Origin of the sequence: Tardiphaga sp., assembly GCF_044336785.1 — a bacterium.
GTDB lineage: Bacteria > Pseudomonadota > Alphaproteobacteria > Rhizobiales > Xanthobacteraceae > Tardiphaga.
In genome coordinates this window covers 1-24205 of the sequence record NZ_JBIIOT010000014.1, presented here as the reverse complement: position 1 = coordinate 24205, position 24205 = coordinate 1, and the positions used below count along the sequence as shown (strand labels likewise).

Below are 24205 nucleotides of genomic sequence, written 5' to 3'. Positions count from 1 at the left end.
AGCCTATTGTGACAGTGGTTTTGGTGTTTGTGACAGTGATTGTGACAAAGTGGCAATGAGTTCCGTTGTCATAGTTCAAGCGACGTGGCGTAGTCGGCTTAAGCACCGCCCTCATGGTGCGGAGGCGCGAAGCGCCGTCTCGAACCATGAGATGGCCGGGCTCGGCGCATGTGGCCATCCTTCGAGACGCCGCTGCGCGGCTCCTCAGGATGAGGGCCGCGCGCATCATCCAAATCGTCGCCGCCGCCATTCAATCAGTTTCGCACTGACCTCATCCGGCTTCTCCTGCTGTGTCCAGTGCCCGCTGCCTTTCACGAGATATTTTTCGAGATCGGGAATGATCTTGTCCATGCCGTCGGCGGCGGAGGGGGGCAGCACGGCATCATTCTCCGCCATGATCATCAGCGACGGCACGCGCACGGTGTGATCGAGGCCTTCGGCGCGGCGCCAGTTGGCGCTGATATTGCGATACCAGTTGATGCCGCCGGTGAAGCCGGAGGACGTGAAGGCCTCGACGAATACTTTCATCTCGTCTTCGCTAAGGATGCGCTCGCGGCTGTCGCGCGCGGGATCATAGGCGGCGACCATGTCGGGCAAAGCGAGATTTGTTTTCGGCGCTGCACCGATGCCGGCCGTCGGTTCGTCATTGCCGGAGAAGGCATCGAAATCGGAGGCGCGCTGCGGCGGCTTGCGCATGAAGAATTCGAACGTGCGCCCGACGTCGCTGGCGAAAATCGCGTCGGGCTTGCGCGCGGGATCCTGGAACTGGACGATATACATGCTGTCGCCGAACCGCTTGCGATAGATCGACATGGGATCGACAGGCGCACGGTCGGTATGCGGCGTGTTGATGCCGACCACGCCGGCGACACGGTTGGGATGACGGAGCGGCATCTGCCAGACAACGAAGCCGCCCCAGTCGTGGCCGACGAAGATGGCCTTATCGATCTTCAGATGATCGAGTAGGGCGACGAGATCGCCGGTGAGGTGTTCAATACTGTAGTCCTCGACCGCGCTCGGCTTGTCGGTGGCGCCATAGCCGCGCTGGTCCGGCGCGATGACGCGGATGCCCGCCTCGGCGAGCGCCTTGATCTGATGGCGCCAGGAGAAGGCGAGTTCGGGCCAGCCATGGCAGAGGATCACCGGCGGCGCGTCGGACGCGGGACCGGCGTCGTAATAGGCCATGCGGAGGCCGGGCAGGTCGGCATATTGCAGTGGCGGCATGTCGATCATTGTTGTTCTTCTCGTTTGCGTCAGACACGTCATTCCGGGCGCGCCGTAGGCGCGAACCCGGAATCTCGATATGAGACACGCCACTACGAGGTTCCGGGTTCGCGCAAGTGCGCGACCCGGAACGACGAGCTTTGTGTCGTCAGTTCACTTGCCGCTCTTTGCCGACCCAGAACGGATCCCGCAGCTGCCGTCGCAGGATCTTGCCCGAGGCATTCCGTGGCAAGGCCTGGATGAAATCCACCGTCTTTGGCGTCTTGAAGGCGGCGATGCGCTGGCGGGTGAAGGCGATGATATCGACCGCGCTGATGTCCTTGCCGGGCTTCAACGCCACCACAGCTTTGACAGCTTCGCCCCACGTATCATCGGGCACGCCGACCACGGCGACCTCGGCCACATCCGGATGATCGCAGATCGCGCTCTCCACTTCGGCCGGATAGATGTTCTCGCCGCCGGAGATGATCATGTCCTTGATGCGATCGTGGATGTAGAGAAAGCCGTCGCGGTCGAGATAGCCGGCATCGCCCGTGCGCAGCCAGTTGTCCCTGTCGAGCGTCCGCGCGGTCGCATCCGGCAGATTCCAGTAGCCGACCATGTTGGATGCCGAGCGCGTCGCGATCTCGCCGACTTCTCCGACAGGCAGAGGCTTGCCGTCGGGATCGAGGATGGCGATCTCGATGCCCGGCAGTGCCTTGCCGGCGGAGCGCATGCAGTCGCGGCCTTCGATGTGATCTTCCGGCGCCAGCACGACGATGGTGCCGGTGGTTTCCGTCATGCCATACATCTGCACGAAGCCGCAGCCGAACACGGCGATGCATTCCTTCAGCAATGCCGCGGGGATCGGTGACGCGCCATACATGATGTATTTGAGCTGCGAGAAATCCATTTCGCGGGCGCGCGGCTGCCGTACGATGAACTGCATCGCGGCCGGCACGAGGAATAGCTTGCTGATGCCGTAGTCGCGGAAGAAATCCAGCACCTTGTTCGGATCGAATTCGCGGGCAATCACGCTCTTGGCGCCGTGATAGAGGCCGAACACGGCCCAGCCGACGCCGCCGATGTGAAACACCGGCATCGCCACCAGCGAGACGTCGGTATCGGTCCAGACATTCCAGTCCGGATTCTCGTCGGTGCCGCCGATGCGCAGCAGCGACAGGAAATTCTGATGCGACAGCATCGCGCCTTTCGGCTTCCCCGTGGTGCCGGATGTGTAGAGCTGGATGGCGACGTCGTTATTCGTCGTTGCGATATCTGGATCGCTGTCGCTTTGCGCATCGCGCCATGCTGCAAAATCCTGCCACTCCGGCGCGCCGCCTTCCATCGTCATGATGGTGCGGACATGCGGGAGTTGGTCCTTCAGGCCGCAAACGAGATCGATGAATTCCGGCCCGACAAACAGCACGGCTGCCTTGGCGTCATCGACAATGAAAGCGATTTCCGGCCCGGCGAGGCGCCAGTTCACAGGCGCGGTGACGACCTTGGCTTTCACGGCGCCGAGCAGCAATTCGATGAAGAGGTCGCTGTTCTTGCCGAGATAGGCGATGCGCTCGTCCGGCTTCACGCCGAGTGCGATCAGGCCATTGGCGACCTGATTGGCGCGGCGATCGAGCTCGGCGTAGTTGGTCTCGCGTCCCTCGAACACCAGCGCAGTGGATGCGCCCCGTGTTCTGGCTTGCACGCGAACGACATCGGCCAGCGTGGCGGCTTCCGCAACGGACATGACTTCCCTCCCTGCATTTTTTAGTTGCGGCGAGTGTGAGGGCGTCGCGTGAGGCTGGCAAGATAAGAAAGGTGCTGCGGTGCAGTGATCGTAGGATGGGTTGAGCGGAGCGATACCCATCACGGCCGGGCGCTGGTGGTGATGGGTATCGCTGCGCTCAACCCATCCTACGCACTGTCCCTCATGATGAGGAGCGCGCTACTTGCGCGCGTCTCGAACCATGAGCTGGCGGCGCTCCGCATCCATCCTTCGAGACGCCGCTTCCGCCTTCGCTCTTCGAGCTTCGGCGGACAAGTCGCGGCTCTTCAGGATGAGGGCGGAGTGTGTGGCGTCTAGGCCGCGCGGCCTTACCCCCGCTTCGCCTTGTCCTTCTCGTTCTGCGCCTTGATGCTTTCCTTTGCGGCATCCCAGTCGCCGTCCGACCAGTCGCGCAGCTGATAGAAATTGCCGCCCATGGCGAGCGCCTGGGCGCCGTCCATGGCGATGGTCTCGCCATTGATCCAGTCGCAGCCGCCGGAGATCAGGAAGACCGCGAGGTTCTGCAATTCCTCCATGGTGCCGGTGCGACCCATCGGGTTCAGCGCCTTGGTGCGCGCCCCGGCCTCGTCACCGGGCTTGATGCGCTTGCTCATGCCCTCGGTGGGGATTTCGCCCGGCGCAATCGTATTCAACCGGATGCCGTAGCGGCCCCATTCAGTAGCCAGCGACATGGTCATGGCGTGGATCGCCGACTTGCTCATGGCCGACGGCACCACATAGGGGCTGCCATTGCGCACCCAGGTGACGGTGATCGACACCACATTGCCGCGGGTCTTGCCGGCGATCCAGCGGCGGCCCACGGCGTGGGTCACATAGAACGTGCCATGCATGACGATATTCGCCACCGCATCGAAGCCGCGCGGCGACAGGTCCTGCGAGCGCGAGATGAAATTGCCGGCGGCGTTGTTGATCAGATCGGTCAGCGGGCCATCGGCCCAGATGCCCTCGATCATCGCGTCCACCGCGGCGCTGTCGCGGATATCGACGCCGTGGCTGGTCACCTTGCCGCCGAATTCGGCCATCAGCTCGGTGGCGGTCTCGTCGCACACGCCCTTGCGGCGACCGCAGATATGCACCTTAGCCCCCAGTTGCAGAAACTTGGCGGCCATGGATTTGCCGAGGCCGGTGCCGCCTCCCGTCACGAGAATATTCCGGCCGGCGAGGAGCTGTTGATTGAACATGGGCTGGTCCTGCTTTTGGAGGTTGCGGACATTTTAATTAGTTGGTTGACTAAAACCCCACAAACGCTTTCCTGTAAAGCGCAACGACGCGGTCACCGTGTTCAAGAACAAGTCTAGGAAGGAAACCTCCCATGGAAGATCGCGTCCAGGTGTCCATGTCGGGCGGCGTCGCCGATGTCCGGATGGTCCGCGCCGACAAGATGAATGCGCTGGATGCCGCCATGTTTGCGGCCTTGGTGGACACTGCCGACAAGCTCAGCCGCGAAAAGGGGCTGCGCGCGGTGGTGCTGTCCGGCGAGGGGCGGGCATTCTGCGCCGGCCTCGACATGGGACGATTCGCCGCCATGAAAGAGAGCGGCGGCGACGGGATCGGTGGCGCCCAGAAGCGCGACCTGTCGCTGCGCACCCACGGGCTTTGCAATCATTCGCAGCAGGCGGTGTGGGGCTGGCGGCAATTGCCGGTGCCGGTGATCGCGGCCGTGCATGGCGTGGCCTTCGGTGGCGGCTTCCAGGTCGCGCTCGGCGCGGACATGCGCTACGTCGCGCCGGACACCAAAATGTCGATCATGGAAATCAAATGGGGACTGGTGCCGGACATGGCGGGCACGCCGATCCTGGCCTCGCTGGTGCGCGACGACATCCTGCGTGAGCTCACTTACACCGGCCGCATCTTCACGGCGCAGGAAGCGCTGAGCTACGGGCTTGCGACGCGGGTGGTCGATGACCCCCGCGCCTCTGCACTGGAAGTCGCCCGCGAGATCGCGGGCAAGAGCCCGGATGCGATCCGCGCCACCAAGCGCATGCTCAACAATCTCTCGGTCGATCCCGGCCCGGCGCTGCTGGCTGAATCCGTCGAGCAGATGAAGCTGATGGGTGGCCCGAACCAGACCGAAGCCGTGCGCGCGAATATCGAGAAGCGCGCGCCGAATTTCGCGGACTCATAAACTCCACACTCCGCCCTCATCCTGAGGAGCCGCGTAGCGGCGTCTCGAAGGATGGATGCGGAGCTCCAGCAGCTCATGGTTCGAGACGGCGCTACGCGCCTCCTCACCATGAGGGACTGAGATTTCAAGAAGAATAACAAAATCGGAAGCGTCCCATGTCCACCTCTCTCCGTTATGGCGTGATCTCAGGCGATCGTCTGCGTTCGTTCGACGACATCAATGCTCGCGCCAGCCGCATCGCGTCGGGCCTCGCAAAACTCGGCGTCAAGCAGGGCGACAGCGTCAGCATCCTGATGCGCAACGACATCGCGTTTCTGGAAGCCGCCTATGCGGTGGCGCGGCTGGGCGCCTATGCGGTGCCGGTGAACTGGCACTTCAAGCCGGAGGAGATCACGTATGTGATCAGGGATTCCGGCAGCAATGTCCTGATCAGCCATGCCGACATGCTGCATCAATTGCGCGATGCGATCCCGGCCGGCATTACCAAGATCTCCGTCCCGACGCCGCCGGAAATCGTGACCAACTACAAGGTCGATCCCGCGACACTCGGCACGCCCGATGGCGCCATTGATAGCGAGAGCTGGATCAACGAGCAGCCGCCCTATGACGGCCCGGCGGTCCCGGCGCCGCACAACATGATCTACACCTCCGGCACCACGGGCCATCCCAAGGGCGTGCGCCGTTACGCGCCGACCCCGGCACAAGCCGCGTCTGCCGATCAGATGCGCGCCCGCGTCTATGGCCTCAAGGAAGGTTCGCGCGCGTTGCTGCCGGGCCCGCTGTATCACTCCGCGCCCAATGCTTTCGCACTGCGCGCCGGCCGTCTCAACGGCTTGCTGGTGATGATGCCGCGCTTCGATGCCGAGGAGTTTCTCCGCATCATCCAGGACGAAAAGATCGACACCATCTTCATGGTTCCGACCATGTTCATCCGCCTGATGAAACTGCCGGAGGACGTGCGCAAGAAATACGACGTCTCATCGCTGCGCCATATCATCCACGCGGCAGCACCTTGCCCGGCCGATGTGAAGACGGCGATGATCGACTGGTGGGGGCCGGTGATCTACGAATTCTACGGCTCGACGGAATCCGGTGCGGTGACTTTCGCGAATTCCGAAGACGCGCTGAAAAAGCCTGGCACGGTCGGCAAGATCGCGCCCGGCGCCGAACTGCGTTTTCTCAGCGATGACGGCGAGATCCTGCCACAGGGCGAGATCGGCGAGATCTATTCGCGCATCGCCGGCAATCCGGATTTCACCTATCACAACAAGCCGGAAAAGCGCGCCGAGATCGACCGCGACGGTTTTATCACCTCGGGCGATGTGGGTTACATCGATGCCGATGGCTACGTCTTCATCTGCGATCGCAAGCGCGACATGGTGATCTCCGGCGGCGTGAACATCTATCCGGCCGAGATCGAGTCGGCGCTCCATGCGCTGCCCGGCGTGCATGATTGCGCAGTGTTCGGCATTCCCGATGCGGAATTCGGCGAGAGCCTGATGGCGGTGATCGAGCCGCAGCCCGGCGTGGTGCTGGATCTGGCCAAGGTCCGCATCGATCTCAAGAAGGCGCTCGCGGATTACAAGGTGCCGAAGGCGATGGAGATCCAGAGCAATCTGCCGCGTGAGGATTCCGGCAAGATTTTCAAGCGGCGTCTGCGCGATCCCTATTGGGCGAAAGTGGGGCGAACGATCTAACTCGGTGTCGTCCCCGCGCAGGCGGGGACCCATAACCTCCGAAGCAGTAGGTAACATACCAAAGTCACTCCGACGGATCTTCGCCATATCGACGGTGTGTATGGGTCCCCGCCTGCGCGGGGACGACGGCTTAAGTTCTCTTCCCCAACTTCATCTTGCATTGCAGCAAGACATGCGACCAAATGCGTCCCCGGCCACCTTTCCGGAGTTGTCCCGTGTCCATGACTTTGCCGAACGACCAGGAAACCGCCCCGCTGCATGGCGGGCCTATCGCCGATCCGCAGGCTGATGCGCAGCTGCGTGAAGACATACGGCTGCTTGGCCGCATTCTTGGCGATACGGTCCGGGATCAGGAGGGCGCTGCTGTCTTCGATCTGGTCGAGGCCATTCGCCAGACCTCGGTGCGTTTCCATCGCAATGAGGACAAGGACGCGCGGCAGGAACTGGAGGCGATCCTCGACGGCATGACCACCGCCGAGACCGTGCGTATCGTCCGCGCCTTCAGCTATTTCTCTCACCTCGCCAACATCGCCGAGGACCAGAACAATATCCGCCGCATGCGCGCCCAGCGCGCGGATGCGGCTTCCGCCAATGGCACGCTCGCCCATGCCGTCGCCCGCGCGCAGGACGCCGGCATCGACGCCAAGATGCTCGGCAAGTTCTTCAGCCAGGCGTTGGTATCGCCCGTTCTCACCGCGCACCCCACCGAAGTCCGCCGCAAGAGCACCATCGATCGCGAAATGGAGATCGCGGCATTGCTCGATCGCCGCGAGCGGATGCAGCTCACGGCGGAGGAAACCGAGACACTGGACGAGACCCTGCGTCGCGCAGTGGTGACGCTGTGGCAGACCAATCTGCTCCGCCGCAGCAAGCTGACGGTGCTCGACGAAGTGACCAACGGCCTGGCATTCTACGACTACACTTTCCTGCGCGAAGTGCCGCGGCTGCATGGACGGCTGGAGGACAGCCTGAGTGATCAGGGTGGCCCGGAAGCCCTGCCGGCCTTCCTGCGCATGGGCAGCTGGATCGGCGGCGATCGCGACGGCAATCCCTTTGTGACCGCAGAGGTGATGGAAGGCACGGTGATGCTGCAAAGCCGGCGCGCTTTCAGCTTTTATCTCGACGAGCTCCATGCGCTGGGCGCGGAACTGTCGATGGCGGCGCATCTCTCCGAAGTGTCCGACGAGCTGCGTGCGCTGGCGGAACGTTCGCCTGATCCGTCGCCGCATCGTGCCGGTGAGCCATATCGTCTCGCGATCTCCGGCATCTATGCGCGGATGGCGGCAACGGCCCATGCGCTCAAGGTGCCGAATCGTCGCGCGGCTGTGGGCGATGCACCGCCTTATGTGTCGGCTGCTGACTTCAAGGCCGATCTGGATGTGTTGGACCGCTCGTTGCATGCCGACAATTCCCGCGTGATCGCGCGCGGCCGGCTGCGCACGCTGCGCAGTGCAGTAGATTGTTTCGGCTTCCATCTCGCCAGCCTCGATATCCGGCAGAATTCAGCCGTGCATGAACGCACCGTCGCCGAACTGATCGATGCCGCAATGCCCGGCAAATCCTATCTGTCGCTGGACGAGGATGCGCGTATTGCGCTGTTGGTCGCAGAATTGAAGAATGCGCGCCCGCTATCGTCGCTGTTCGTGAAATATAGCGAGGAGACGCTCGGTGAACTCGCGCTGTTCCGCATGGCCGCCGAGGTGCATGCCAAATTCGGCGCGGCGGCGATCCCCCAATGCATCATCTCCATGTGCAAGGGTGTCTCCGACATGCTCGAAGTGGCCATCCTCCTGAAGGAAGTTGGCCTCGTCGATTCCTCCGGCCGCAGCGGCATCAATATCGTGCCGTTGTTCGAGACCATCGAGGACTTGCAGGCCTCAGCCAAGATCATGGACCGGCTGTTCGCGCTGCATGATTATCGCAAGCTGGTCGACAGCCGCGGTGGCGTGCAGGAGGTCATGCTCGGCTATTCCGACAGCAACAAGGATGGCGGCTTCGTCACCTCGGGCTGGGAGCTTTACAAGGCCGAGATCAAGCTGGTCGATGTGTTCGAGCGTCACCACATCCGCCTACGCCTGTTTCATGGCCGCGGTGGCTCCGTCGGCCGTGGCGGCGGCCCAAGCCACGACGCAATCCTGGCGCAGCCCGGCGGCGCGGTGGACGGCCAGATCCGCATCACCGAACAGGGCGAGATCATCTTCAGCAAATATTCGAATGCCGAAGTCGGCCGCAACAATCTGGAGATTCTGGCGGCCGCGACGCTGGAGGCGAGCCTGCTGGCGCCCAAGCACAGCGCGCCGCGCGGTGAATATCTGGAAGCGATGCAAGAGATCTCCGCGCTGGCCTTCAAGGCCTATCGCGGGCTGGTCTACGAGACCGACGGTTTTGTCGATTACTTCTGGGAATCCACCGTCATCAACGAGATCTCGACGCTGAATATCGGCAGCCGCCCGGCCTCGCGCAAGAAGACGCGAGCGATCGAGGATCTGCGTGCGATCCCATGGGTGTTCTCATGGGCGCAGTGTCGCTTGATGCTGCCGGGCTGGTACGGTTTCGGCAGCGCCATCGCGGCGTGGCTGAAGTCCCATCCGGACAAAGGCATGGCCTTCCTGCAGGAGATGCACCGCGAATGGCCGTTTTTCCGCACGCTGCTGTCGAACATGGACATGGTGCTGGCGAAGAGCTCCATCGCCATCGCCTCGCGTTATGCGGAGCTGGTGACCGACGAAGTGCTCCGCGAAAAGATCTTCGGCCGCATTCGCGCGGAGTGGCATCTGTCCATCGAGTCGCTGCTCGACATCATGGAGCAGGATGGCTTGCTGCAGGGCAATCCGCTGCTGGAACGCTCGATCCGCAACCGCTTCCCGTATCTCGATCCGCTGAACCACGTGCAGGTCGAGCTGCTGCAGAAGCATCGCGCGGAAGGCGATGGTGGCGACGAGCAGGTGCTGAGGGGCATTCAGCTGACGATCAATGGGATCTCGGCAGGGCTGAGGAATAGCGGGTGAGCGCAGACCGTAGGGCGGATGAGCGAAGCGTCATCCGCCGGCCGAGTGCAAGTTGAAACTCGGCGGCGGATTACGGCTTCGCCTCATCCGCCCTACGGCCTCGCCTGGTAACGCTCAACAAAAATGCGCACCCTGCGTTTCCACATAGACCGCATACAATGACTGGCTCGCTGTCATGAACAGCCGGTTGCGCTTCTTCCCGCCGAAACACACATTCGCGCAGGTCTCCGGCAGACGGATCTGCCCGATGCGCTGCCCATCCGGCGCAAAGATCTGGACGCCGTCATAGCCGTCGCCAACCCAGCCGGCACCGACCCAGATATTGCCCTCGGTATCGACCCGCAGCCCGTCAGGAAAACCGGACTTGCCGTCCAGCGTCATGTCGATCAGCGGCTTGCCGCCCGTGAGCTTGTCGCCGTTCACGTCATATTGCCACACGACATTCTTCGCATTCGGGTAATGCGTGATGCCGGTGTCGCAGACATAGAGCTTTTTGTAGTCCGGGCTGAAGGCGAGGCCGTTCGGCTTGAACGGATCGTCGGCCATTTTGCTGATCTGACCATTCGCGGGATCAATGCGATACACCGCTTCCTTCTGGTTCGGCTGGGTGACGCCTGGGGCGGCACGCTGGCCCTCATAGAGGTTGATGCCGCCATAGCCGGGATCGGTGAACCAGATCGCTTTGTCGATGGGATTCACCACCATGTCGTTCGGGCCATTGAGCGGCTTGCCATTGGCCGCTTCGGCCAGTGTGGTCACGCCGCCATTGTGCTCGAAGCGCACCAGCCGCGTGCGCTGTGCCGAGAGCTGACGACCTTCGGTGTCGAACGAGTTGCCGTTGCTCTCTTCGGACGGATAGCGAAAGCGCTCGGAGATATGGCCGTCATCATCGAGATAGCGGAGCTGCCGGTTAGCCGGGATGTCGCTCCAGATCAGATACTGACCTTGCGCATTCCAGGCGGGACCTTCGGCCCACAGGCAACCGGTATAGAGCCGCTTGATGACGGTGTTGCCGACCTTGGCCGTGAAACGCTTGGGATCGATGACGACGATATCGGGATCGGGATAGCGCTGCGGCTGCACGTTGCGGCCATAGTCGCGGGCGAATGCCTTCGGCGCCACAATGGTCGAGGCCGCAAGCGCGCCGGCGGTCTGCAACATGCGCCGGCGATTGAGGGATGTCACATTTGAAGTGGGATCGGTATCACGCGGAGCAAATGGATTTTGCATCGTCGTCCTCCCTGCTGTCTGGCTTTGTCGCCAGTTGGTGGAAGGCTAGCGCGTTGCGACGCTGATACCAGCGAATTCGTTGCTGCCGCGCGGTGGCGGCAATGCACAATACTGTCTGTCGTTGCCCGGCTTGACCGGGCAACCCAGTAAACACTGACACGGCAGTCATGAAGGCGTCGCAAAAGAAAACGGCAGCGCGTGAGCACTGCCGTTTTCGTTGACTCGGTCACCCGGTCACGCCGGGTGACGACACGGGTGTTGTCAGACTTCGTGCTTGGCCGAAGCAAAGATCGCAATCAGCGTGATCACCGCGGCGGCCAGCACATAGTAGCCGATATAAGCGAGGCCGTAATTCGCCTGCAGATAGGTCGCGATATAGGGCGCCAGCGATGCACCAAAAATGCTCGCCAGATTGAACGTCATCGACGAGCCGGTGTAGCGCACCGCAGTCGGGAACGGTGAGGCCAGCGCCGCGCCGATCAGGCCGTAATTGATTCCGAAGATCGCAAGACCGATCAGCGCGAAAGCGTAGATGCCGGCGACGCCGCCACCGAGCAGGGGTGCCACGAAGAACGAGAACACGATCACCATCAGGCAGTTGGCGATCAACAGGTTGCGGCGGCCGAGCTTGTCAGCGGCGAGGCCGGCCAGGATGTTGGTGGTGCCGAAGGCGATCGCGCCCGCGATCTGCACCTTCAGCGCGTCGAGCAGCGACATCTTGGCGACGCCCACATTGTAGGAGAGCAGATAGGCGGTGCAGACATAGAAGAACACGAAGGTCATGAGACCGACCAGCGTGCCGAGGACGAGGCTGCGCTTGTGGTTCTTCAACAGTTCGATGCCGGGGACGGCGACGCGCTCGGCCTTGTCGATGGCTTTCTGGAATTCCGGCGTCTCGGTGATCGACAGACGCACCCACAGGCCGATGACGATCAGCACGATGGACGCGAGGAACGGCACGCGCCAGGCCCAGCCCAGAAAGGCTTCGGGCGAGACGAAATGCAGCAGGATCCAGAAGGTGCCCGAGGCCAGGAACAGGCCGAGCGGCGCGCCGAGCTGCGGGAACATGGCGTACCAGTTGCGCTTGCCGGGAGGCGCATTTTCAGTGGCGAGCAGAACGGCGCCACCCCATTCACCGCCGAGGCCGAGGCCCTGGCCGAAGCGGCAGATCACCAGCAGCAGGGGGGCTGCGAGGCCGATCTGCGCATGGGTCGGCAGCAGGCCGATCACCACGGTGGAGATGCCCATGGTGAGCAGGGCCGCGACCAGCGTGGTCTTGCGGCCGACGCGGTCACCGAAATGGCCGAACAGGATCGCACCGAACGGACGCGCGAAGAAGGCGATGGAGAACACCGCGAAGGAGGCGAGCAGCGCGGCCGTGTCGTTGCCGGCCGGGAAGAACAGTTTCGGGAACACCAGCACCGCGGCGGTGGCATAGACGTAGAAATCGAAGAACTCGATGGTGGTGCCGATCAGGCTCGCGGTGAGCACGCGCGCCGGAGAGTTCAAGGTCTTGGAATGCGCGGTTGTATTGGTCTTGGCCGCGGAGGGCATCGCGCCCGCGTGATCAGTCATGGTCATGTCCAGCAAATGCGGTCCGGCCCGCAGATGCGTGACGTCGAACCTTGTTATTTGCCGGTCACATATCCGACCTTGGCCAGAACTGGAATTCTTTATTGCGAAATTTGGGCGGTCACGGGTCAGATAACGTCAAAATGCATAGCTAATTTTGAAATATAATTTCTAATTCGATTTTGGGTTGTGAATTTCTCAGCCCCTCATGGTGAGGAGGCGCCCGTAGGCGCCGTCTCGAACCATGAGATGGCAAGGCTCCGCGCTTGCCGCCATCCTTCGAGACGCAGCGCAGGTGCGCTGCTCCTCAGGATGAGGGCGGAATGTGTGGCCTTACACCGGATCCCAGCTGAAAATATCAGCCGAGCGGTCCAGCTTGTAGAACGACGACTTCAGCGCCGGCATGCCGTGTTCGGCGAGGGTCTGCGGGGTCCAGCCTTCGTCACGGTGGATCGAGCGGATCGGGCGCGACTGGCCCATCAGGAAGATCTCGTTCATGCGCGCGGCGAAGATCTGGCCCGACACGTCCTTGCCGGCGTCCGACAGCAGGAAGGCCACCAGCGGGGCGATCTTTTCCGGGCCCATGCGCTGCATGCGCTCGACGCGGGCCTTCTCGGCTTCGGTCTCGGTCGGGATCGATCCGATCATGCGGCTCCAGGCGAAGGGCGAGACGCAGTTCGAATTGACGCCGTAGCGCTGCATGTCGAGCGCGATCGACTTCGACAGGCCGACGATGCCGAGCTTGGCGGCCGCGTAATTGGCTTGGCCGAAATTGCCGACGAGGCCCGAGGTCGAGGTGAAGTGCACGAAGGAGCCGGAGTTCTGCTCGCGATAGATGCGGGCGGCGGCATGCGAGGTGTAGAATGAGCCCATCAGATGGACCTTGATCACGGCCTCGAAGGCGTCGATCGACATCTTGTGGAAGATGGCGTCGCGCAGGATGCCGGCATTGTTCACCACGCCGTCGAGACGGCCATAGGTGTCGACAGCCTGCTTGATGATCTTGCTGGCCGGGATCGCTTCGGCGACGGATTCGAAATTGGCGACAGCCTTGCCGCCGGCCTTCTTGATTTCCTCGACGACTTCTTCCGCCGGCGCGGCAGAGGTGCCGGCACCGTCGGTCGCGACGCCGGGATCGTTGACGACGACGCTGGCGCCTTCAGCGGCGCAAAGCAGCGCGATGCCGCGGCCGATGCCACGACCCGCGCCGGTGACGACGACGACCTTGCCGTCAAGCATTTTGGTTTTTGCCATGTGTAGTTTTCCTCTTGGTTATAGAATTGATCTGGTGCGCTAACCTCTCCCCGCTCGCGGGGAGAGGTCGCCGCGTCTTCGCGGCGGGTGAGGGGGCTCTCCACAAACTCCGAGCCTGCGGAGGCTCCCCCTCATCCGACCCGGCTTCGCTGCGCTACGCCGGGTCACCTTCTCCCCGCAAGCGGGGAGAAGGCACTAAGCTTCATTCGTAAAAATCACCGTCCCCGAAGCGGCGAACATGCCGCCGACGCCGTGACAGACCGATATCTTCGCGCCCTCGACCTGTGCCGGTGCGATGCCGCGCATCTGACGGACGCTCTCCTGCAGCGCATACATGCCGTACATGCCGGAATGCATGTAGCTGAGCCCGCCGCCATTGGTGTTCATCGGCAGCTTGCCGCCGGGGCGGGTGTTGCCGTCGGCGATGAACTTGCCGGTCTCCTCATGGGGCATGAAGCCGAGATCGCCGAGGCCATACAGCGGCAGATGCGCGAAGGCGTCGTAGATCATCAGGTGATCGACATCCTTGTGGGTGATGCCGGCTTCCTTGAAGGCCGTCGGCCCCGCCACGCGGAAGGCACGTGACGAGTCGAACGTCTCCATCTGGCTGACCATCGGCGTTTCCACGCTCTCGCCGGTGCCGAGGATATAGACCGGCTTGTTCGGGAAATCCTTGGCACGATCGGCCGAGGTCAGGATCAGCGCGCCGCCGCCATCGGTGACGAGGCAGCATTGCAGGATGCGAAACGGATAGGCGATCATCTTCGAGTTCAGCACGTCCTCGACGGTGATCGGCGCCTTCATCATCGCGCGCGGATTCTTCGCCGCCCATTCGCGCTGGAACACGGCCACCGAGGCGATCTGCTCATGGGTGATGCCATGCGTCTTCATGTAGCGCAGCACGGGGATCGGGAACATGCTGGGCGGACCATAGACGCCGTAGGGCGCCTCGAACTGCCCCTGCAATGAGTCCGCCGGAATCGAGCGCGGCAATTTGCCGATCATCGACTTGCCGCTTTCCGCATGGGTGATCAGCACGGTCTTGCAGAGTCCCGCCTCGATGGCGGCAGCGGCGTGGCGGACATGCAGCATGAAGGAGCAACCACCCACCGAGGTGCCATCCACCCAGGTCGGCGTGATGCCGAGATAATGCGCGAGCTGCTGCGGCGTCTCCACCGCCGTGGCGATGCCGTCGATATCCGACAGTTTCAGCCCGGCATCCTTGATGGCGTTGAGCGCCGCATCCGCATGGAGCTGGATCTGCGACATGGTGGGGATGACGCCGAGCTCGGTGGTCTCGGCTGCGCCGACAACGGCGACTGCGTTTCTGCGCATGATCTCAGCCCTTCGCCGGACGGAATACGGGGAGGGTGAGCGTGTCATCCACCTTCTGGAACGCGACTTCGAGCTTCATGTCGAGTTCGAGCGCTTCCGGTGTCTGCGCGCAATCGATGATGTTGCTCATCAGCCGCGGGCCTTCGTCGAGCTCGACAACCGCAATCGCGTAAGGCGGCGTGAAGCCCGGTGCCGCCGGACGATGATTGATCACGTAGCTGTAGAGAAAACCTTTGCCCGAGGCCTTGAACACCGAAACATTCCGCGAGGCGCATTTCGAGCAGAACGGGCGCGGCGGGAAATACACATGTGAGCAGTCGTCGCAGCGCTGCAGGCGCAATTCGCCGGCCTTGGCGCCGTCCCAGTAGTGCTGGGTTTCCGGTGTCGGTTTCGGGCGTGCCCGCGCTGGTTCGGCCATCTGTTCCTCCAGTGCCGGGATGCTCCCGGTTCGTTGTGGTCAAGGACATTCCACATCGGCCGGTGGCGGTCCAGCGCCCGTGTTGCATAGCCGTAATCGCGGATCGCGGACCACATTTGACACCAATCTGGTGGGATGGTCTGAGTGCCTACCGCGCTGCAACTCCGTCGGGAATGTCGCGGCAGAATACCGGGAAACGAAACAAGCGAGGGCCCTTTGCGCAGCATCAGGATCGGCTCCGGCGCCGGCTATTCCGGCGACCGTATCGAGCCCGCGGTTGAACTCGCCGAGAAGGGCGACATCCAGTATCTCGTCTTCGAGTGCCTCGGCGAACGCACCGTCGCGCTGGCGCAGCAGGCGCGGATGAAAAATCCGGACAGCGGCTTTGACCCATTGCTCGAGGAGCGCATGCGCGCGGTGCTGCCGATCTGCGCCGCAAAAGGCATCAAGATCGTCACCAATATGGGCGCCGCCAACCCCGAAGCAGCCGCGCGAAAAACGGCAGAGATCGCGAAAGCGATGGGCCTGCCGAAACTGAAGATCGCCGCCATTGTCGGCGACGATGTGCTCGATGCCTGCAAGGGCAGCGATCTCTCGGTGCTTGAATTCGACAGCACCATGCACGGGCTCGGCAACAAGGTCCTGTCGGCCAATGCCTATCTCGGTGCCGAGCCGATGGCAGCGGCGCTGAAGGACGGCGCCGATGTGGTCATCACCGGCCGCGCGTCAGACCCTGCATTGTTTCTCGCGCCGATGATCCAAGCTTTCGGCTGGTCGATGACCGACTGGAATCTGCTTGGCCAAGGTATTGTGGTCGGCCATCTCCTCGAATGCGCCGGCCAGATCACCGGCGGCTATTTTGCCGATCCCGGCTTCAAGGATGTGCAAGGCCTCGCGCGCCTTGGATTTCCGATCGGCGAAGTCAGTGAGGACGGCACGCTGGTCGTGACCAAGGTCGAGGGCTCCGGCGGCGAAGTCTCTGCGCGCACCTGCAAGGAGCAGTTGCTCTATGAGGTGCACGATCCCAGGCGCTATCTGCAGCCCGATGTGGTCGCGGATTTTTCGCAGGTGAAGATCGAGGAGATCGGCAAGGATCGCGTCCGCGTCACCGGCGGGCAGGGCACGCAGCGACCGGATACGCTGAAAGTCTCGGTCGGCTATTTCGATAGCTATATCGGCGAGGGCCAGATCTCTTATGCCGGCCCCAACGCCGTCGCGCGCGGCCGCCTTGCGCTCGAAATCGTGCGCGAGCGCCTGAAACTGACCGGTGTCATCACGTCCGAAACACGCTTCGATCTCATCGGCGTCGATTCCCTGCACGGCGAATCTCTCGGCGCCCGCTCCGAACCGTATGAAGTCCGCGTTCGCGTCACCGGCCGCACGGACAGCCTGCGCGAGGCGGTCCGCATCGGCAATGAGGTCGAGACGCTCTACACCAATGGCCCGGCCGGTGGCGGCGGCGCCACCAAGTCGGCGCGCGATGTCATTGCCGTCGCCTCGGTGCTGCTGCCGCGCGAGCAGGCAAAGCCATCCGTCCGTTTCGTGGAGGCCCGAGCAGATGCGTAACTCACCTGTCGTCCCCGCGCAGGCGGGGACCCATAACCTCCGAGGTCTGCCGCGACGCGCTGTCACTGCGACAGCGCTTCTCTCAATTCGACAGCGTGTATGGGGCCCCGCCCCGTGCACGCCTTCGGCGTGCGAGGCGGGGACGGCGACGGAGATCGGGTCATGAAGCTGCGTGACATCGCCCATTCCCGCACCGGGGACAAAGGCAACATTTCCAACATCTCGGTAATTGCCTTTGACGCAAAGCTATATCCGTTGCTATTGTCCGAGGTGACCGCCGAGCGCGTGAAAACGTTGTTCAAGGACATCGTGCAGGGCGAGGTGGTCCGCTATGAACTGCCCAATATTTCCGCACTTAATTTTGTGATGGATCAGGCACTTGGCGGTGGAGTCACGCGATCGCTGGCGCTCGATGCGCATGGCAAGTCGCTCAGCTCCGCGCTGCTCGATCTGGAAATTACCGGCCGTATCGGCGATACCGACGAGGCGCCGTGAACGCATCCGGTCACGGCCTGACCAAGCTACTGGACAGGAACCGTGACCATGTCTGCACCGACACTCGCCAGCCTCGCCGTCGATCTCGCAGCCGGCCGCACCACCTCGCGACAACTGGTCGAGGACTGCCTCGCCAGGATCGCTGACCCCAATGGCGAAGGACAGCGGGTCTATATCCATGTGGACGAGGAAGCCGCTCTGGCTGCGGCCGACGCCATGGACGCGCTGCGCAAGGCCAATGCCGCGCCGTCGCGCTTTGCCGGCATTCCGGTCTCCATCAAGGATCTGTTCGACATCAAGGGCCAGGTCACCCGCGCCGGCTCGCGCGCGCTCGATGACTCCGCGCCGGCCGACAGCGATGCCCCCACGGTGGCCCGCTTGCGTGCCGCCGGCTTCGTCCTGATCGGCCGCACCAATATGGTCGAGTTCGCCTATTCCGGCATTGGCACCAATCCGCATTACGGCACGCCGAAGGGCGCCTGGAAGCGCGAGGTCGGCCATGTGCCGGGCGGTTCGTCCTCGGGCGCCGGCGTGTCCGTGCTCGACGGCATGGCCCATGCGGCGCTTGGCACCGACACTGGCGGCTCCTGCCGCATCCCCGCGGCCTTCAACGGCATTGTTGGCTACAAGCCGACTCAGCGCCGCGTGCCGCTCGATGGCGCGGTGCCACTGTCCTTCACCCTCGACAGCATCGGTCCCCTGGCGCGCAGCGTCGCCTGCTGCGCGGCGATGGATGCCGTGCTCGCCGGCGAACCCGACTTCGAGCTCACCCCGCGCGCCATCAAGGGCATGCGTCTCGCGATCCCGACCACGATCGCCATGGACGAGCTTGATCCCATCGTCGCCGAGGTGTTCGAACGCAGCATCAAGCTGCTCACCGAGCAGGGCGCGCTGATCGAACGCATCGAAGTGCCGGCCTTCAACGATATCCCGCTTATGAGCAGCAAGGGCGGCTTCACCGCGGCCGAGAGCTTTGCCTGGCACCGTGAACTGCTGACGGCGAAGGGTGATGTCTATGATCCCCGCGTCGCCGTGCGGATCGCGCGCGGCGAGGCGATGACGGCCGCCGATTATATCGATCTCCTGCCGATGCGCCGCTCGCTGATCGCGCGGGCCGAGGCGACGATGGCGCCCTATGATGCGCTGGTGATGCCGACCTGTCCCATCGCGCCGCCATCGATCGCCGAGATGGCTGACGACAAGGTGTTCGCCAAGAAGAACCTGATGGCGCTGCGCAATTGCACGCTGATCAACATGATCGACGGCTGCGCCATCTCGCTGCCGATCTCGCGCAAGGACGAAGCCCCGGTCGGGTTGATGCTGGCTGCGGCGGGTGGCAGTGATCGGCGCATCTTTGAACTCGCCGCTGGAATCGAAAAGACGATCCACGGCTAACTCCGCCCCTCATCCTGAGGAGCGCGCACTTGCGCGCGTCTCGAAGGATGGCGACGGAGCGCAACAACTCATGGTTCGAGACGGCGCTGCGCGCCTCCTCACCATGAGGGACAGAGGCGGACTTAAAAGAGGACCATACATGACCACCACCATCGCACTCACGCTCGACGCCAAGGGCGCGCAGACCCCGCTCAACATCACGCTGACCCAGGGCGTCATCGCCGGCTGGACCGGCCGCGATCCCGTCGCGCGCGATCATCACATCAAGGAGCTGCAGGAGCTCGGCATCGCCCCGCCGGCCACCACGCCGATCTATTATCGCTGCTCCGCCCGCCGCTTCACCACCGACGGCATGATCGAGTGCACTGACGTGAATTCGTCGGGCGAGGTCGAGTTCTGCCTGATCGCGTCGGGCGGCAAGACCTATGTCGGCGTCGGCTCCGACCACACCGACCGCCAGGTCGAGACCTACAACATCACCGTGTCGAAGCAGATGTGCGACAAGCCCATCGCGCCGGTGGTGTGGGCGCTCGACGAACTTCTCCCGCATTGGGATGAGATCATCCTGCGTTCGTGGGCGACCATCAAGGGCGAAAAGGTGCTGTATCAGGAAGGCAAGCTGAGCGGCATGCTGCCGGTGGCCGAACTGATCAAGAAGGGCTTTGACGCGAGCACGCTGCCCGATGGCACCGCGATGTTCGGCGGCACCTTTGCGGCCAAGGGCGGCATCCGCCCGGCCGATCGCTTCGACTTCGAAATCGAGGACCCCGTGCTGAAGCGCAAGATCAGCCACGGCTACGACATCAAGACCTTGCCGGTGGTGGGGTAAACTCAGCCGTCGTCCCCGCGCAGGCGGGGACCCATACCCTCTGTCGGTAAAAGTGAAATCAGGCAGCCGCCGCTACCGCGTTCTTGCCATTGCTTCGGTGTCTATGGGTCCCCGCCTGTGCGGGGACGACACCGAGTTTCCGGAAATCGGGTGGCGCCATCGCGACCATCCCCGACAATGCAGCCCCACCTGTTGCCGATGATCGGCGCATATCCGGAGCGGCTGCATCATGCCATCTGCAACTCTCGCCAAACTTCCCGTATCTGATCCGCGCCTCGATGCCATCGACTGGCCGCGCATCGGCGCCGATCTCGACGCGCAGGGCTGCGCCGTCTTCCACAAGCTCCTCACGCGGAACGAATGCCGCGCCCTCTCCGCGCTGTATCCCGAAGACACCCGTTTCCGCAGCCGCATCGTGATGGCGCGCCACGGGTTTGGCCGCGGCGAATACAAATATTTCAACTACCCGCTGCCCGGTCCCATCGCCGCCCTGCGCCCCGCGATCTATGGCCCGCTCAGTGCCATCGCCAATCGCTGGAACGAGACCATGGGCATCGATGTCCGGTTTCCCAGCGATCACGCCGCCTTCCTGAAGCGCTGTCACGAGGCCGGCCAGACCCGCCCCACGCCGCTGCTGCTGCAATATGACGCCGGCGACTACAACTGCCTGCATCAGGATCTTTACGGCGAGCATGTCTTCCCGCTGCAGGTCGCCATCCTGCTGTCGCAGCCAGGCGAGGACTTCACGGGCGGGGAATTCGTGCTCACCGAGCAGCGCCCGCGGATGCAGTCGCGCGCCGAGGTGGTCTCGCTGCAACAGGGCGACGCCGTGGTGTTTGCCGTGCATCATCGCCCTGTTCAGGGCACGCGCGGCAGCTATCGCGTCAACCTGCGCCACGGCGTCAGCCGTGTTAAGACGGGGCGCCGCCATACGCTCGGCGTGATCTTCCATGATGCAAAGTGAGTGCAAGTGAATAGATGACCGACCTGTTCGCCGCCATCCGCGACACGCAGCCCCCGCGTGAAAATCTCGGCGAAGGCGCCGTGCTGCTGCGCGATTGTGTTGGCACGGACGAGCAGGCCCTGCTGGCCGATCTCCGTATCATCGTGAAGGCCGCACCGTTCCGGCATCTGGTCACACCGGGCGGTCACACCATGTCGGTAGCGATGACCAATTGCGGCCGGGTCGGCTGGGTGTCGGATGCGCGTGGCTATCGTTACGATCCTGTCGATCCCGATAGCGGCAAGATCTGGCCTTCGATGCCACCATCGCTGCGCAACCTCGCAGCGCGCGCCGCGTCGGAGGGCGGCTATACCGACTTCGCGCCCGATGCCTGCCTCATCAACCGCTACAAGCCCGGCGCAAAACTCTCGCTGCACCAGGACAAGGACGAACTCGACCTCGGCGCGCCCATCGTCTCGGTCTCGCTCGGCCTGCCGGCGACGTTCCTGTTCGGTGGCCTCACGCGCAATGCGGCGCAGAAGCGCTATCGCCTGACCCATGGCGATGTGGTCGTCTGGGGCGGCCCGTCGCGGCTGGCCTATCACGGCGTCGCGCCGCTGCCGGAGGGCGAGCATCCGGTGATGGGCGCCCAGCGCATCAATCTCACCTTCCGCAAGACCCGTTGATATCAGCGCCGTGAACACTTTCCTTCGCCGCAGCGACCATTCTATGGTTGCGCGGGGCGAGGGGACCATGAGCGAACAGGAACGAACCGGCACATCGGGCGCCGCTACGGGCGCGGGCGCGTGGCTCGCGGTGCTGCAGCTGGTCTTCACCCTCGGCTGGGTCACCTATGTGATCTATCTGCCAAAGCTCGCCGCCGATGCCGGCATCGCGCCGGCGGTGGTGATCTATATCCTGATGCTCGATCAGGCGATCTTCACCGTCACCGATACGCTGATGGGCATGATGGCCGACAAAGTGTCTGCGGTGGTCGGGCGCCTCGGGCTGATCGTCGGCATCATCACCGCTGTTTCATGCGCCTGTTTCGTCGCGCTGCCTTTCGTCGCTGGTGCCGGCCCCACTGCGCAGGTCGCGCTGATCGTCCTCATCGTGATCTGGTCGGCGACATCCTCCGCCCTGCGCGCACCGCCGCTGGCGCTGCTCGGCAAATATGCCGCGCGCCCGTCGCGGCCGATGCTCGCCTCGCTGGCCATGCTCGGCTACGGCCTCGCCGGTGCCGTCGCGCCTTACATGGCCACATCGCTGCGCGGCGTCGATCCGCGCGTGCCCTTCGTCATCGCGGGCATCACGCTGCTGCTGGTGACAGTCACGCTGTCGCGCGTCGAACGCGGCCTCGTGCAGGTCAGCGCGTGCGAAAAGCGGGCGCTGCCTGCACAGGACAAGGCGATCGGTCACACGCCATTGCTGTTCATTGCGGCCATGACGATCCTCGCGCTTGGATTCCAGCTCCATGTCAGCATCAATAGCGTGCCGTTCTTCCGTCGCTTTGCGGCACCCGCGGATCTGCAATGGCTGCTGCCGGTGTTCTGGATCGGCTTCAACATCGCGATGTTTCCGGCCGGTGTTCTGGTCAAGCGTTTCGGCGGCATCGTCGTCATCGGCGTCGCCGCGCTGATCGGTGCTGCCGCCGTCATCGCGGCCGAACTGGCGCCGAATCTCGACATGCTGATCGCCGCGCAATTCGTCGCCGGCGCCGCGTGGGGCTGCGTGATGATGAGCGCCGTCACCGCCGCCATGGCGATCGGCGAGACCGGCGCCGAAGGCAAGGTCGTCGGCCTCGTCTTCTCGGCGCTGGCAGTCGCCACCTTCGCGCGCATGGGGGCAGTCGCGGGCGGTCTGTCCGCCGTGCCGGATTATGCGGCGCTGCTCGGATGGCTGCCGGTGGTGTGCTGGGCTGCTGCCGGTGCGATCTTGTTGCTGCTGGCGTCTCGGCGCTGGCACCAGCAAGGTGCGGTGTCAGCGGTATAATCGTTCTGGCTCGCGCCGAGATCCGATTTAATCGTGCGATTAAAAATCCGCTGGCCAAGCCCGGCAGCCCTCGCTACGTTTCGGCCATAAAAACAAACCGAGGAAACGACAATGACCCGAACGGGCATCCTGGCTGCCGCGCTTTTTGCGTGCTTGAATGGCTCCGCGCTCGCCGAGCCGATCACAAAACCGCTCTCCATCGCCGTGCTGAACGACAAGAGCTCCGTGTTCTCCGATGCCGGTGGCACCGGCAGCGTGGTGGCGGCGCAGCTCGCCATCGACGATATCGGCGGCAAGGTCCGTGGCCAGCCCGTCAAACTGCTCGGGCCGGATCACCAGAACAAGACCGATATCGGTGTCTCGCTGGCGCGCGAACTTTACGATCAGCAAAAAGTGGATGCGATCTTCGACATCGGCAATTCCGCTATTTCGCTGGGCGTGCAGAATCTCGCCCGCGAGCGCGGCAAGGTGCTGGTCCATGTCGGCTCCGCGACGGCCGACGTGTTCGGCAAGCAATGCGCGCCGACCGCCGCAATGTGGCTCTACGACACCTATTCGCTGGCGCAGGGCATCGCGAAAGCCGTGGTGAAGGATGGCGGCGATACCTGGTATTTCATCACGGCGGATTATGCCTTTGGCATCGCCATGCAGGCCGAGGTCGCCAAGGTCGTCGAAGGCGCCGGCGGCAAGGTGCTGGGTTCGGTGAAACATCCGGTCGGCAGCATGGATTTCTCGTCGTTCCTGCTGCAGGCGCAATCATCCGGCGCCAAGGTGATCGCATTGGCCAATGCCTCGGGCGACACCGTCACCAATATCAAGCAGGCGCGTGAATTCCAGATCGGCGAGGGCAAGCAGAAGCTCGCGGTGCTGATCTTTTATCTCACCTCGGTCAAGGCGCTGGGCGCCGAAGCGACGCAGGGCGTGCAATATCTCGAGGGCTATTACTGGGACAATGACGATGCCAGCCGCGATTTCGGCAAGCGCTTCATGGCCAAGCACGGCAAGATGCCGACGCATTCCCAGGCCGGCGTCTACAGCGCCGTGAAACACTATCTGCGCGCTGCTGAAGCCGCCAATGACAATGACGGCCTCACGGTGATGCGGAAGATGAAGGAAATGCCGGTGGGTGATTTCTTCGCCCCGGGCGCAAAGCTGCGTGAGGATGGCCGGCTGATGAATGACATGCTGCTGGCGGAAGTGAAGAAGCCGTCGGAAGTGAAGGGCGAGTGGGACCTGCTCAAGATCAAGGGCAAGGTGAAAGCCGCAGATATCATGCGCCCGATCAGCGAGGGCGGGTGTACGCAGCTCGATCCACCGGTGAAGTAGCGCGCTAACCTCTCCCCGCCCTTTTGCGGGG

At 63.3% G+C, this 24205-nt stretch carries 19 protein-coding genes; 11 read left to right on the top strand and 8 right to left on the bottom strand.

The window, feature by feature from the left end:
- Positions 1–225: 225 nt before the first annotated feature.
- The 3 genes from ACIQ2A_RS06580 to ACIQ2A_RS06570 all read right to left on the bottom strand — a co-directional run bounded on the left by ACIQ2A_RS06580 (position 226) and on the right by ACIQ2A_RS06570 (position 4170).
- Positions 226–1233, bottom strand: a complete 1008-nt coding sequence (locus ACIQ2A_RS06580) for an alpha/beta fold hydrolase (protein WP_398477057.1) — start codon at positions 1231–1233, stop codon at positions 226–228.
- A 139-nt stretch (positions 1234–1372) separates the two neighbouring features.
- Positions 1373–2950, bottom strand: coding sequence for a fatty acid--CoA ligase (locus ACIQ2A_RS06575; protein WP_398477055.1), 1578 nt, complete (start codon positions 2948–2950; stop codon positions 1373–1375).
- Between the two features lie 347 nt (positions 2951–3297).
- Positions 3298–4170, bottom strand: a complete 873-nt coding sequence (locus tag ACIQ2A_RS06570) for an SDR family oxidoreductase (RefSeq protein WP_398477053.1) — start codon at positions 4168–4170, stop codon at positions 3298–3300.
- Positions 4171–4301: 131 nt separating this feature from the next.
- Between ACIQ2A_RS06570 and ACIQ2A_RS06565 the strand changes: the two genes are divergently transcribed.
- The 3 genes from ACIQ2A_RS06565 (at position 4302) to ppc (ending at position 9819) form a co-directional block, all read left to right on the top strand.
- The gene (locus ACIQ2A_RS06565; RefSeq protein ID WP_398477051.1) at positions 4302–5114 is read left to right on the top strand and encodes a crotonase/enoyl-CoA hydratase family protein; all 813 of its coding nucleotides are present in this window, start codon (positions 4302–4304) and stop codon (positions 5112–5114) included.
- Between the two features lie 155 nt (positions 5115–5269).
- The gene (locus ACIQ2A_RS06560) at positions 5270–6811 is read left to right on the top strand and encodes an acyl-CoA synthetase (protein WP_398477049.1); all 1542 of its coding nucleotides are present in this window, start codon (positions 5270–5272) and stop codon (positions 6809–6811) included.
- A 221-nt stretch (positions 6812–7032) separates the two neighbouring features.
- Positions 7033–9819, top strand: a complete 2787-nt coding sequence (gene ppc / locus ACIQ2A_RS06555; RefSeq protein WP_398477181.1) for a phosphoenolpyruvate carboxylase — start codon at positions 7033–7035, stop codon at positions 9817–9819.
- A gap of 114 nt (positions 9820–9933) precedes the next feature.
- Here ppc and ACIQ2A_RS06550 read toward each other — a convergent pair whose 3' ends face one another.
- The 5 genes from ACIQ2A_RS06550 to ACIQ2A_RS06530 all read right to left on the bottom strand — a co-directional run bounded on the left by ACIQ2A_RS06550 (position 9934) and on the right by ACIQ2A_RS06530 (position 15628).
- Positions 9934–10980 carry an SMP-30/gluconolactonase/LRE family protein gene (locus ACIQ2A_RS06550; RefSeq protein WP_398477179.1) on the bottom strand — a complete coding sequence of 349 codons (1047 nt, stop codon included), beginning with the start codon at positions 10978–10980 and terminating at the stop codon, positions 9934–9936.
- Between the two features lie 330 nt (positions 10981–11310).
- The gene (locus ACIQ2A_RS06545) at positions 11311–12624 is read right to left on the bottom strand and encodes an MFS transporter (protein ID WP_398477047.1); all 1314 of its coding nucleotides are present in this window, start codon (positions 12622–12624) and stop codon (positions 11311–11313) included.
- 330 nt (positions 12625–12954) lie between these two features.
- Positions 12955–13875: an SDR family NAD(P)-dependent oxidoreductase gene (locus ACIQ2A_RS06540; protein WP_398477045.1), complete on the bottom strand. Its 921-nt coding sequence runs from the start codon at positions 13873–13875 to the stop codon at positions 12955–12957.
- 195 nt (positions 13876–14070) lie between these two features.
- Complete coding sequence (locus tag ACIQ2A_RS06535; RefSeq protein ID WP_398477042.1) at positions 14071–15210, bottom strand: thiolase C-terminal domain-containing protein; 1140 nt, start codon at positions 15208–15210, stop codon at positions 14071–14073.
- Between the two features lie 4 nt (positions 15211–15214).
- The gene (locus ACIQ2A_RS06530) at positions 15215–15628 is read right to left on the bottom strand and encodes a Zn-ribbon domain-containing OB-fold protein (RefSeq protein ID WP_398477040.1); all 414 of its coding nucleotides are present in this window, start codon (positions 15626–15628) and stop codon (positions 15215–15217) included.
- A 216-nt stretch (positions 15629–15844) separates the two neighbouring features.
- Here ACIQ2A_RS06530 and ACIQ2A_RS06525 point away from each other — a divergent pair, with 216 nt between their 5' ends.
- The 8 genes from ACIQ2A_RS06525 (at position 15845) to ACIQ2A_RS06490 (ending at position 24174) form a co-directional block, all read left to right on the top strand.
- Positions 15845–17194 (top strand): acyclic terpene utilization AtuA family protein, encoded by a 1350-nt coding sequence (locus ACIQ2A_RS06525; protein ID WP_398477038.1) that lies wholly within the window; start codon positions 15845–15847, stop codon positions 17192–17194.
- A gap of 162 nt (positions 17195–17356) precedes the next feature.
- Positions 17357–17689: a hypothetical protein gene (locus tag ACIQ2A_RS06520; RefSeq protein WP_398477177.1), complete on the top strand. Its 333-nt coding sequence runs from the start codon at positions 17357–17359 to the stop codon at positions 17687–17689.
- A 48-nt stretch (positions 17690–17737) separates the two neighbouring features.
- Positions 17738–19084 (top strand): amidase, encoded by a 1347-nt coding sequence (locus ACIQ2A_RS06515; protein ID WP_398477036.1) that lies wholly within the window; start codon positions 17738–17740, stop codon positions 19082–19084.
- 139 nt (positions 19085–19223) lie between these two features.
- On the top strand, positions 19224–19913 hold the full coding sequence (locus tag ACIQ2A_RS06510) for a DUF2848 domain-containing protein (RefSeq protein ID WP_398477034.1): 690 nt from the start codon (positions 19224–19226) through the stop codon (positions 19911–19913).
- A gap of 229 nt (positions 19914–20142) precedes the next feature.
- On the top strand, positions 20143–20877 hold the full coding sequence (locus ACIQ2A_RS06505) for a 2OG-Fe(II) oxygenase (protein ID WP_398477032.1): 735 nt from the start codon (positions 20143–20145) through the stop codon (positions 20875–20877).
- Positions 20878–20891: 14 nt separating this feature from the next.
- A complete protein-coding gene (alkB, locus tag ACIQ2A_RS06500) occupies positions 20892–21542 on the top strand; it encodes a DNA oxidative demethylase AlkB (protein ID WP_398477030.1) in 651 nt (216 codons plus the stop codon).
- 67 nt (positions 21543–21609) lie between these two features.
- Positions 21610–22848, top strand: a complete 1239-nt coding sequence (locus ACIQ2A_RS06495) for an MFS transporter (protein ID WP_398477028.1) — start codon at positions 21610–21612, stop codon at positions 22846–22848.
- A gap of 111 nt (positions 22849–22959) precedes the next feature.
- On the top strand, positions 22960–24174 hold the full coding sequence (locus ACIQ2A_RS06490; protein WP_398477026.1) for an ABC transporter substrate-binding protein: 1215 nt from the start codon (positions 22960–22962) through the stop codon (positions 24172–24174).
- The last annotated feature ends 31 nt before the right edge of the window (positions 24175–24205 follow it).

Excerpts from the sequence above, each read along its gene's own strand:
- ACIQ2A_RS06580 (WP_398477057.1), bottom strand. The coding sequence starts at position 1,233 with ATGATCGACATGCCGCCACTGCAATATGCCGACCTGCCCGGCCTCCGC.
- ACIQ2A_RS06575 (WP_398477055.1), bottom strand. The coding sequence starts at position 2,950 with ATGTCCGTTGCGGAAGCCGCCACGCTGGCCGATGTCGTTCGCGTGCAA.
- ACIQ2A_RS06570 (WP_398477053.1), bottom strand. The coding sequence starts at position 4,170 with ATGTTCAATCAACAGCTCCTCGCCGGCCGGAATATTCTCGTGACGGGA.
- ACIQ2A_RS06565 (WP_398477051.1), top strand. The coding sequence starts at position 4,302 with ATGGAAGATCGCGTCCAGGTGTCCATGTCGGGCGGCGTCGCCGATGTC.
- ACIQ2A_RS06560 (WP_398477049.1), top strand. The coding sequence starts at position 5,270 with ATGTCCACCTCTCTCCGTTATGGCGTGATCTCAGGCGATCGTCTGCGT.
- ppc (WP_398477181.1), top strand. The coding sequence starts at position 7,033 with ATGACTTTGCCGAACGACCAGGAAACCGCCCCGCTGCATGGCGGGCCT.
- ACIQ2A_RS06550 (WP_398477179.1), bottom strand. The coding sequence starts at position 10,980 with ATGTTGCAGACCGCCGGCGCGCTTGCGGCCTCGACCATTGTGGCGCCG.
- ACIQ2A_RS06545 (WP_398477047.1), bottom strand. The coding sequence starts at position 12,624 with ATGACTGATCACGCGGGCGCGATGCCCTCCGCGGCCAAGACCAATACA.
- ACIQ2A_RS06540 (WP_398477045.1), bottom strand. The coding sequence starts at position 13,875 with ATGGCAAAAACCAAAATGCTTGACGGCAAGGTCGTCGTCGTCACCGGC.
- ACIQ2A_RS06535 (WP_398477042.1), bottom strand. The coding sequence starts at position 15,210 with ATGCGCAGAAACGCAGTCGCCGTTGTCGGCGCAGCCGAGACCACCGAG.
- ACIQ2A_RS06530 (WP_398477040.1), bottom strand. The coding sequence starts at position 15,628 with ATGGCCGAACCAGCGCGGGCACGCCCGAAACCGACACCGGAAACCCAG.
- ACIQ2A_RS06520 (WP_398477177.1), top strand. The coding sequence starts at position 17,357 with ATGAAGCTGCGTGACATCGCCCATTCCCGCACCGGGGACAAAGGCAAC.
- ACIQ2A_RS06515 (WP_398477036.1), top strand. The coding sequence starts at position 17,738 with ATGTCTGCACCGACACTCGCCAGCCTCGCCGTCGATCTCGCAGCCGGC.
- ACIQ2A_RS06510 (WP_398477034.1), top strand. The coding sequence starts at position 19,224 with ATGACCACCACCATCGCACTCACGCTCGACGCCAAGGGCGCGCAGACC.
- ACIQ2A_RS06505 (WP_398477032.1), top strand. The coding sequence starts at position 20,143 with ATGCCATCTGCAACTCTCGCCAAACTTCCCGTATCTGATCCGCGCCTC.
- alkB (WP_398477030.1), top strand. The coding sequence starts at position 20,892 with ATGACCGACCTGTTCGCCGCCATCCGCGACACGCAGCCCCCGCGTGAA.
- ACIQ2A_RS06495 (WP_398477028.1), top strand. The coding sequence starts at position 21,610 with ATGAGCGAACAGGAACGAACCGGCACATCGGGCGCCGCTACGGGCGCG.
- ACIQ2A_RS06490 (WP_398477026.1), top strand. The coding sequence starts at position 22,960 with ATGACCCGAACGGGCATCCTGGCTGCCGCGCTTTTTGCGTGCTTGAAT.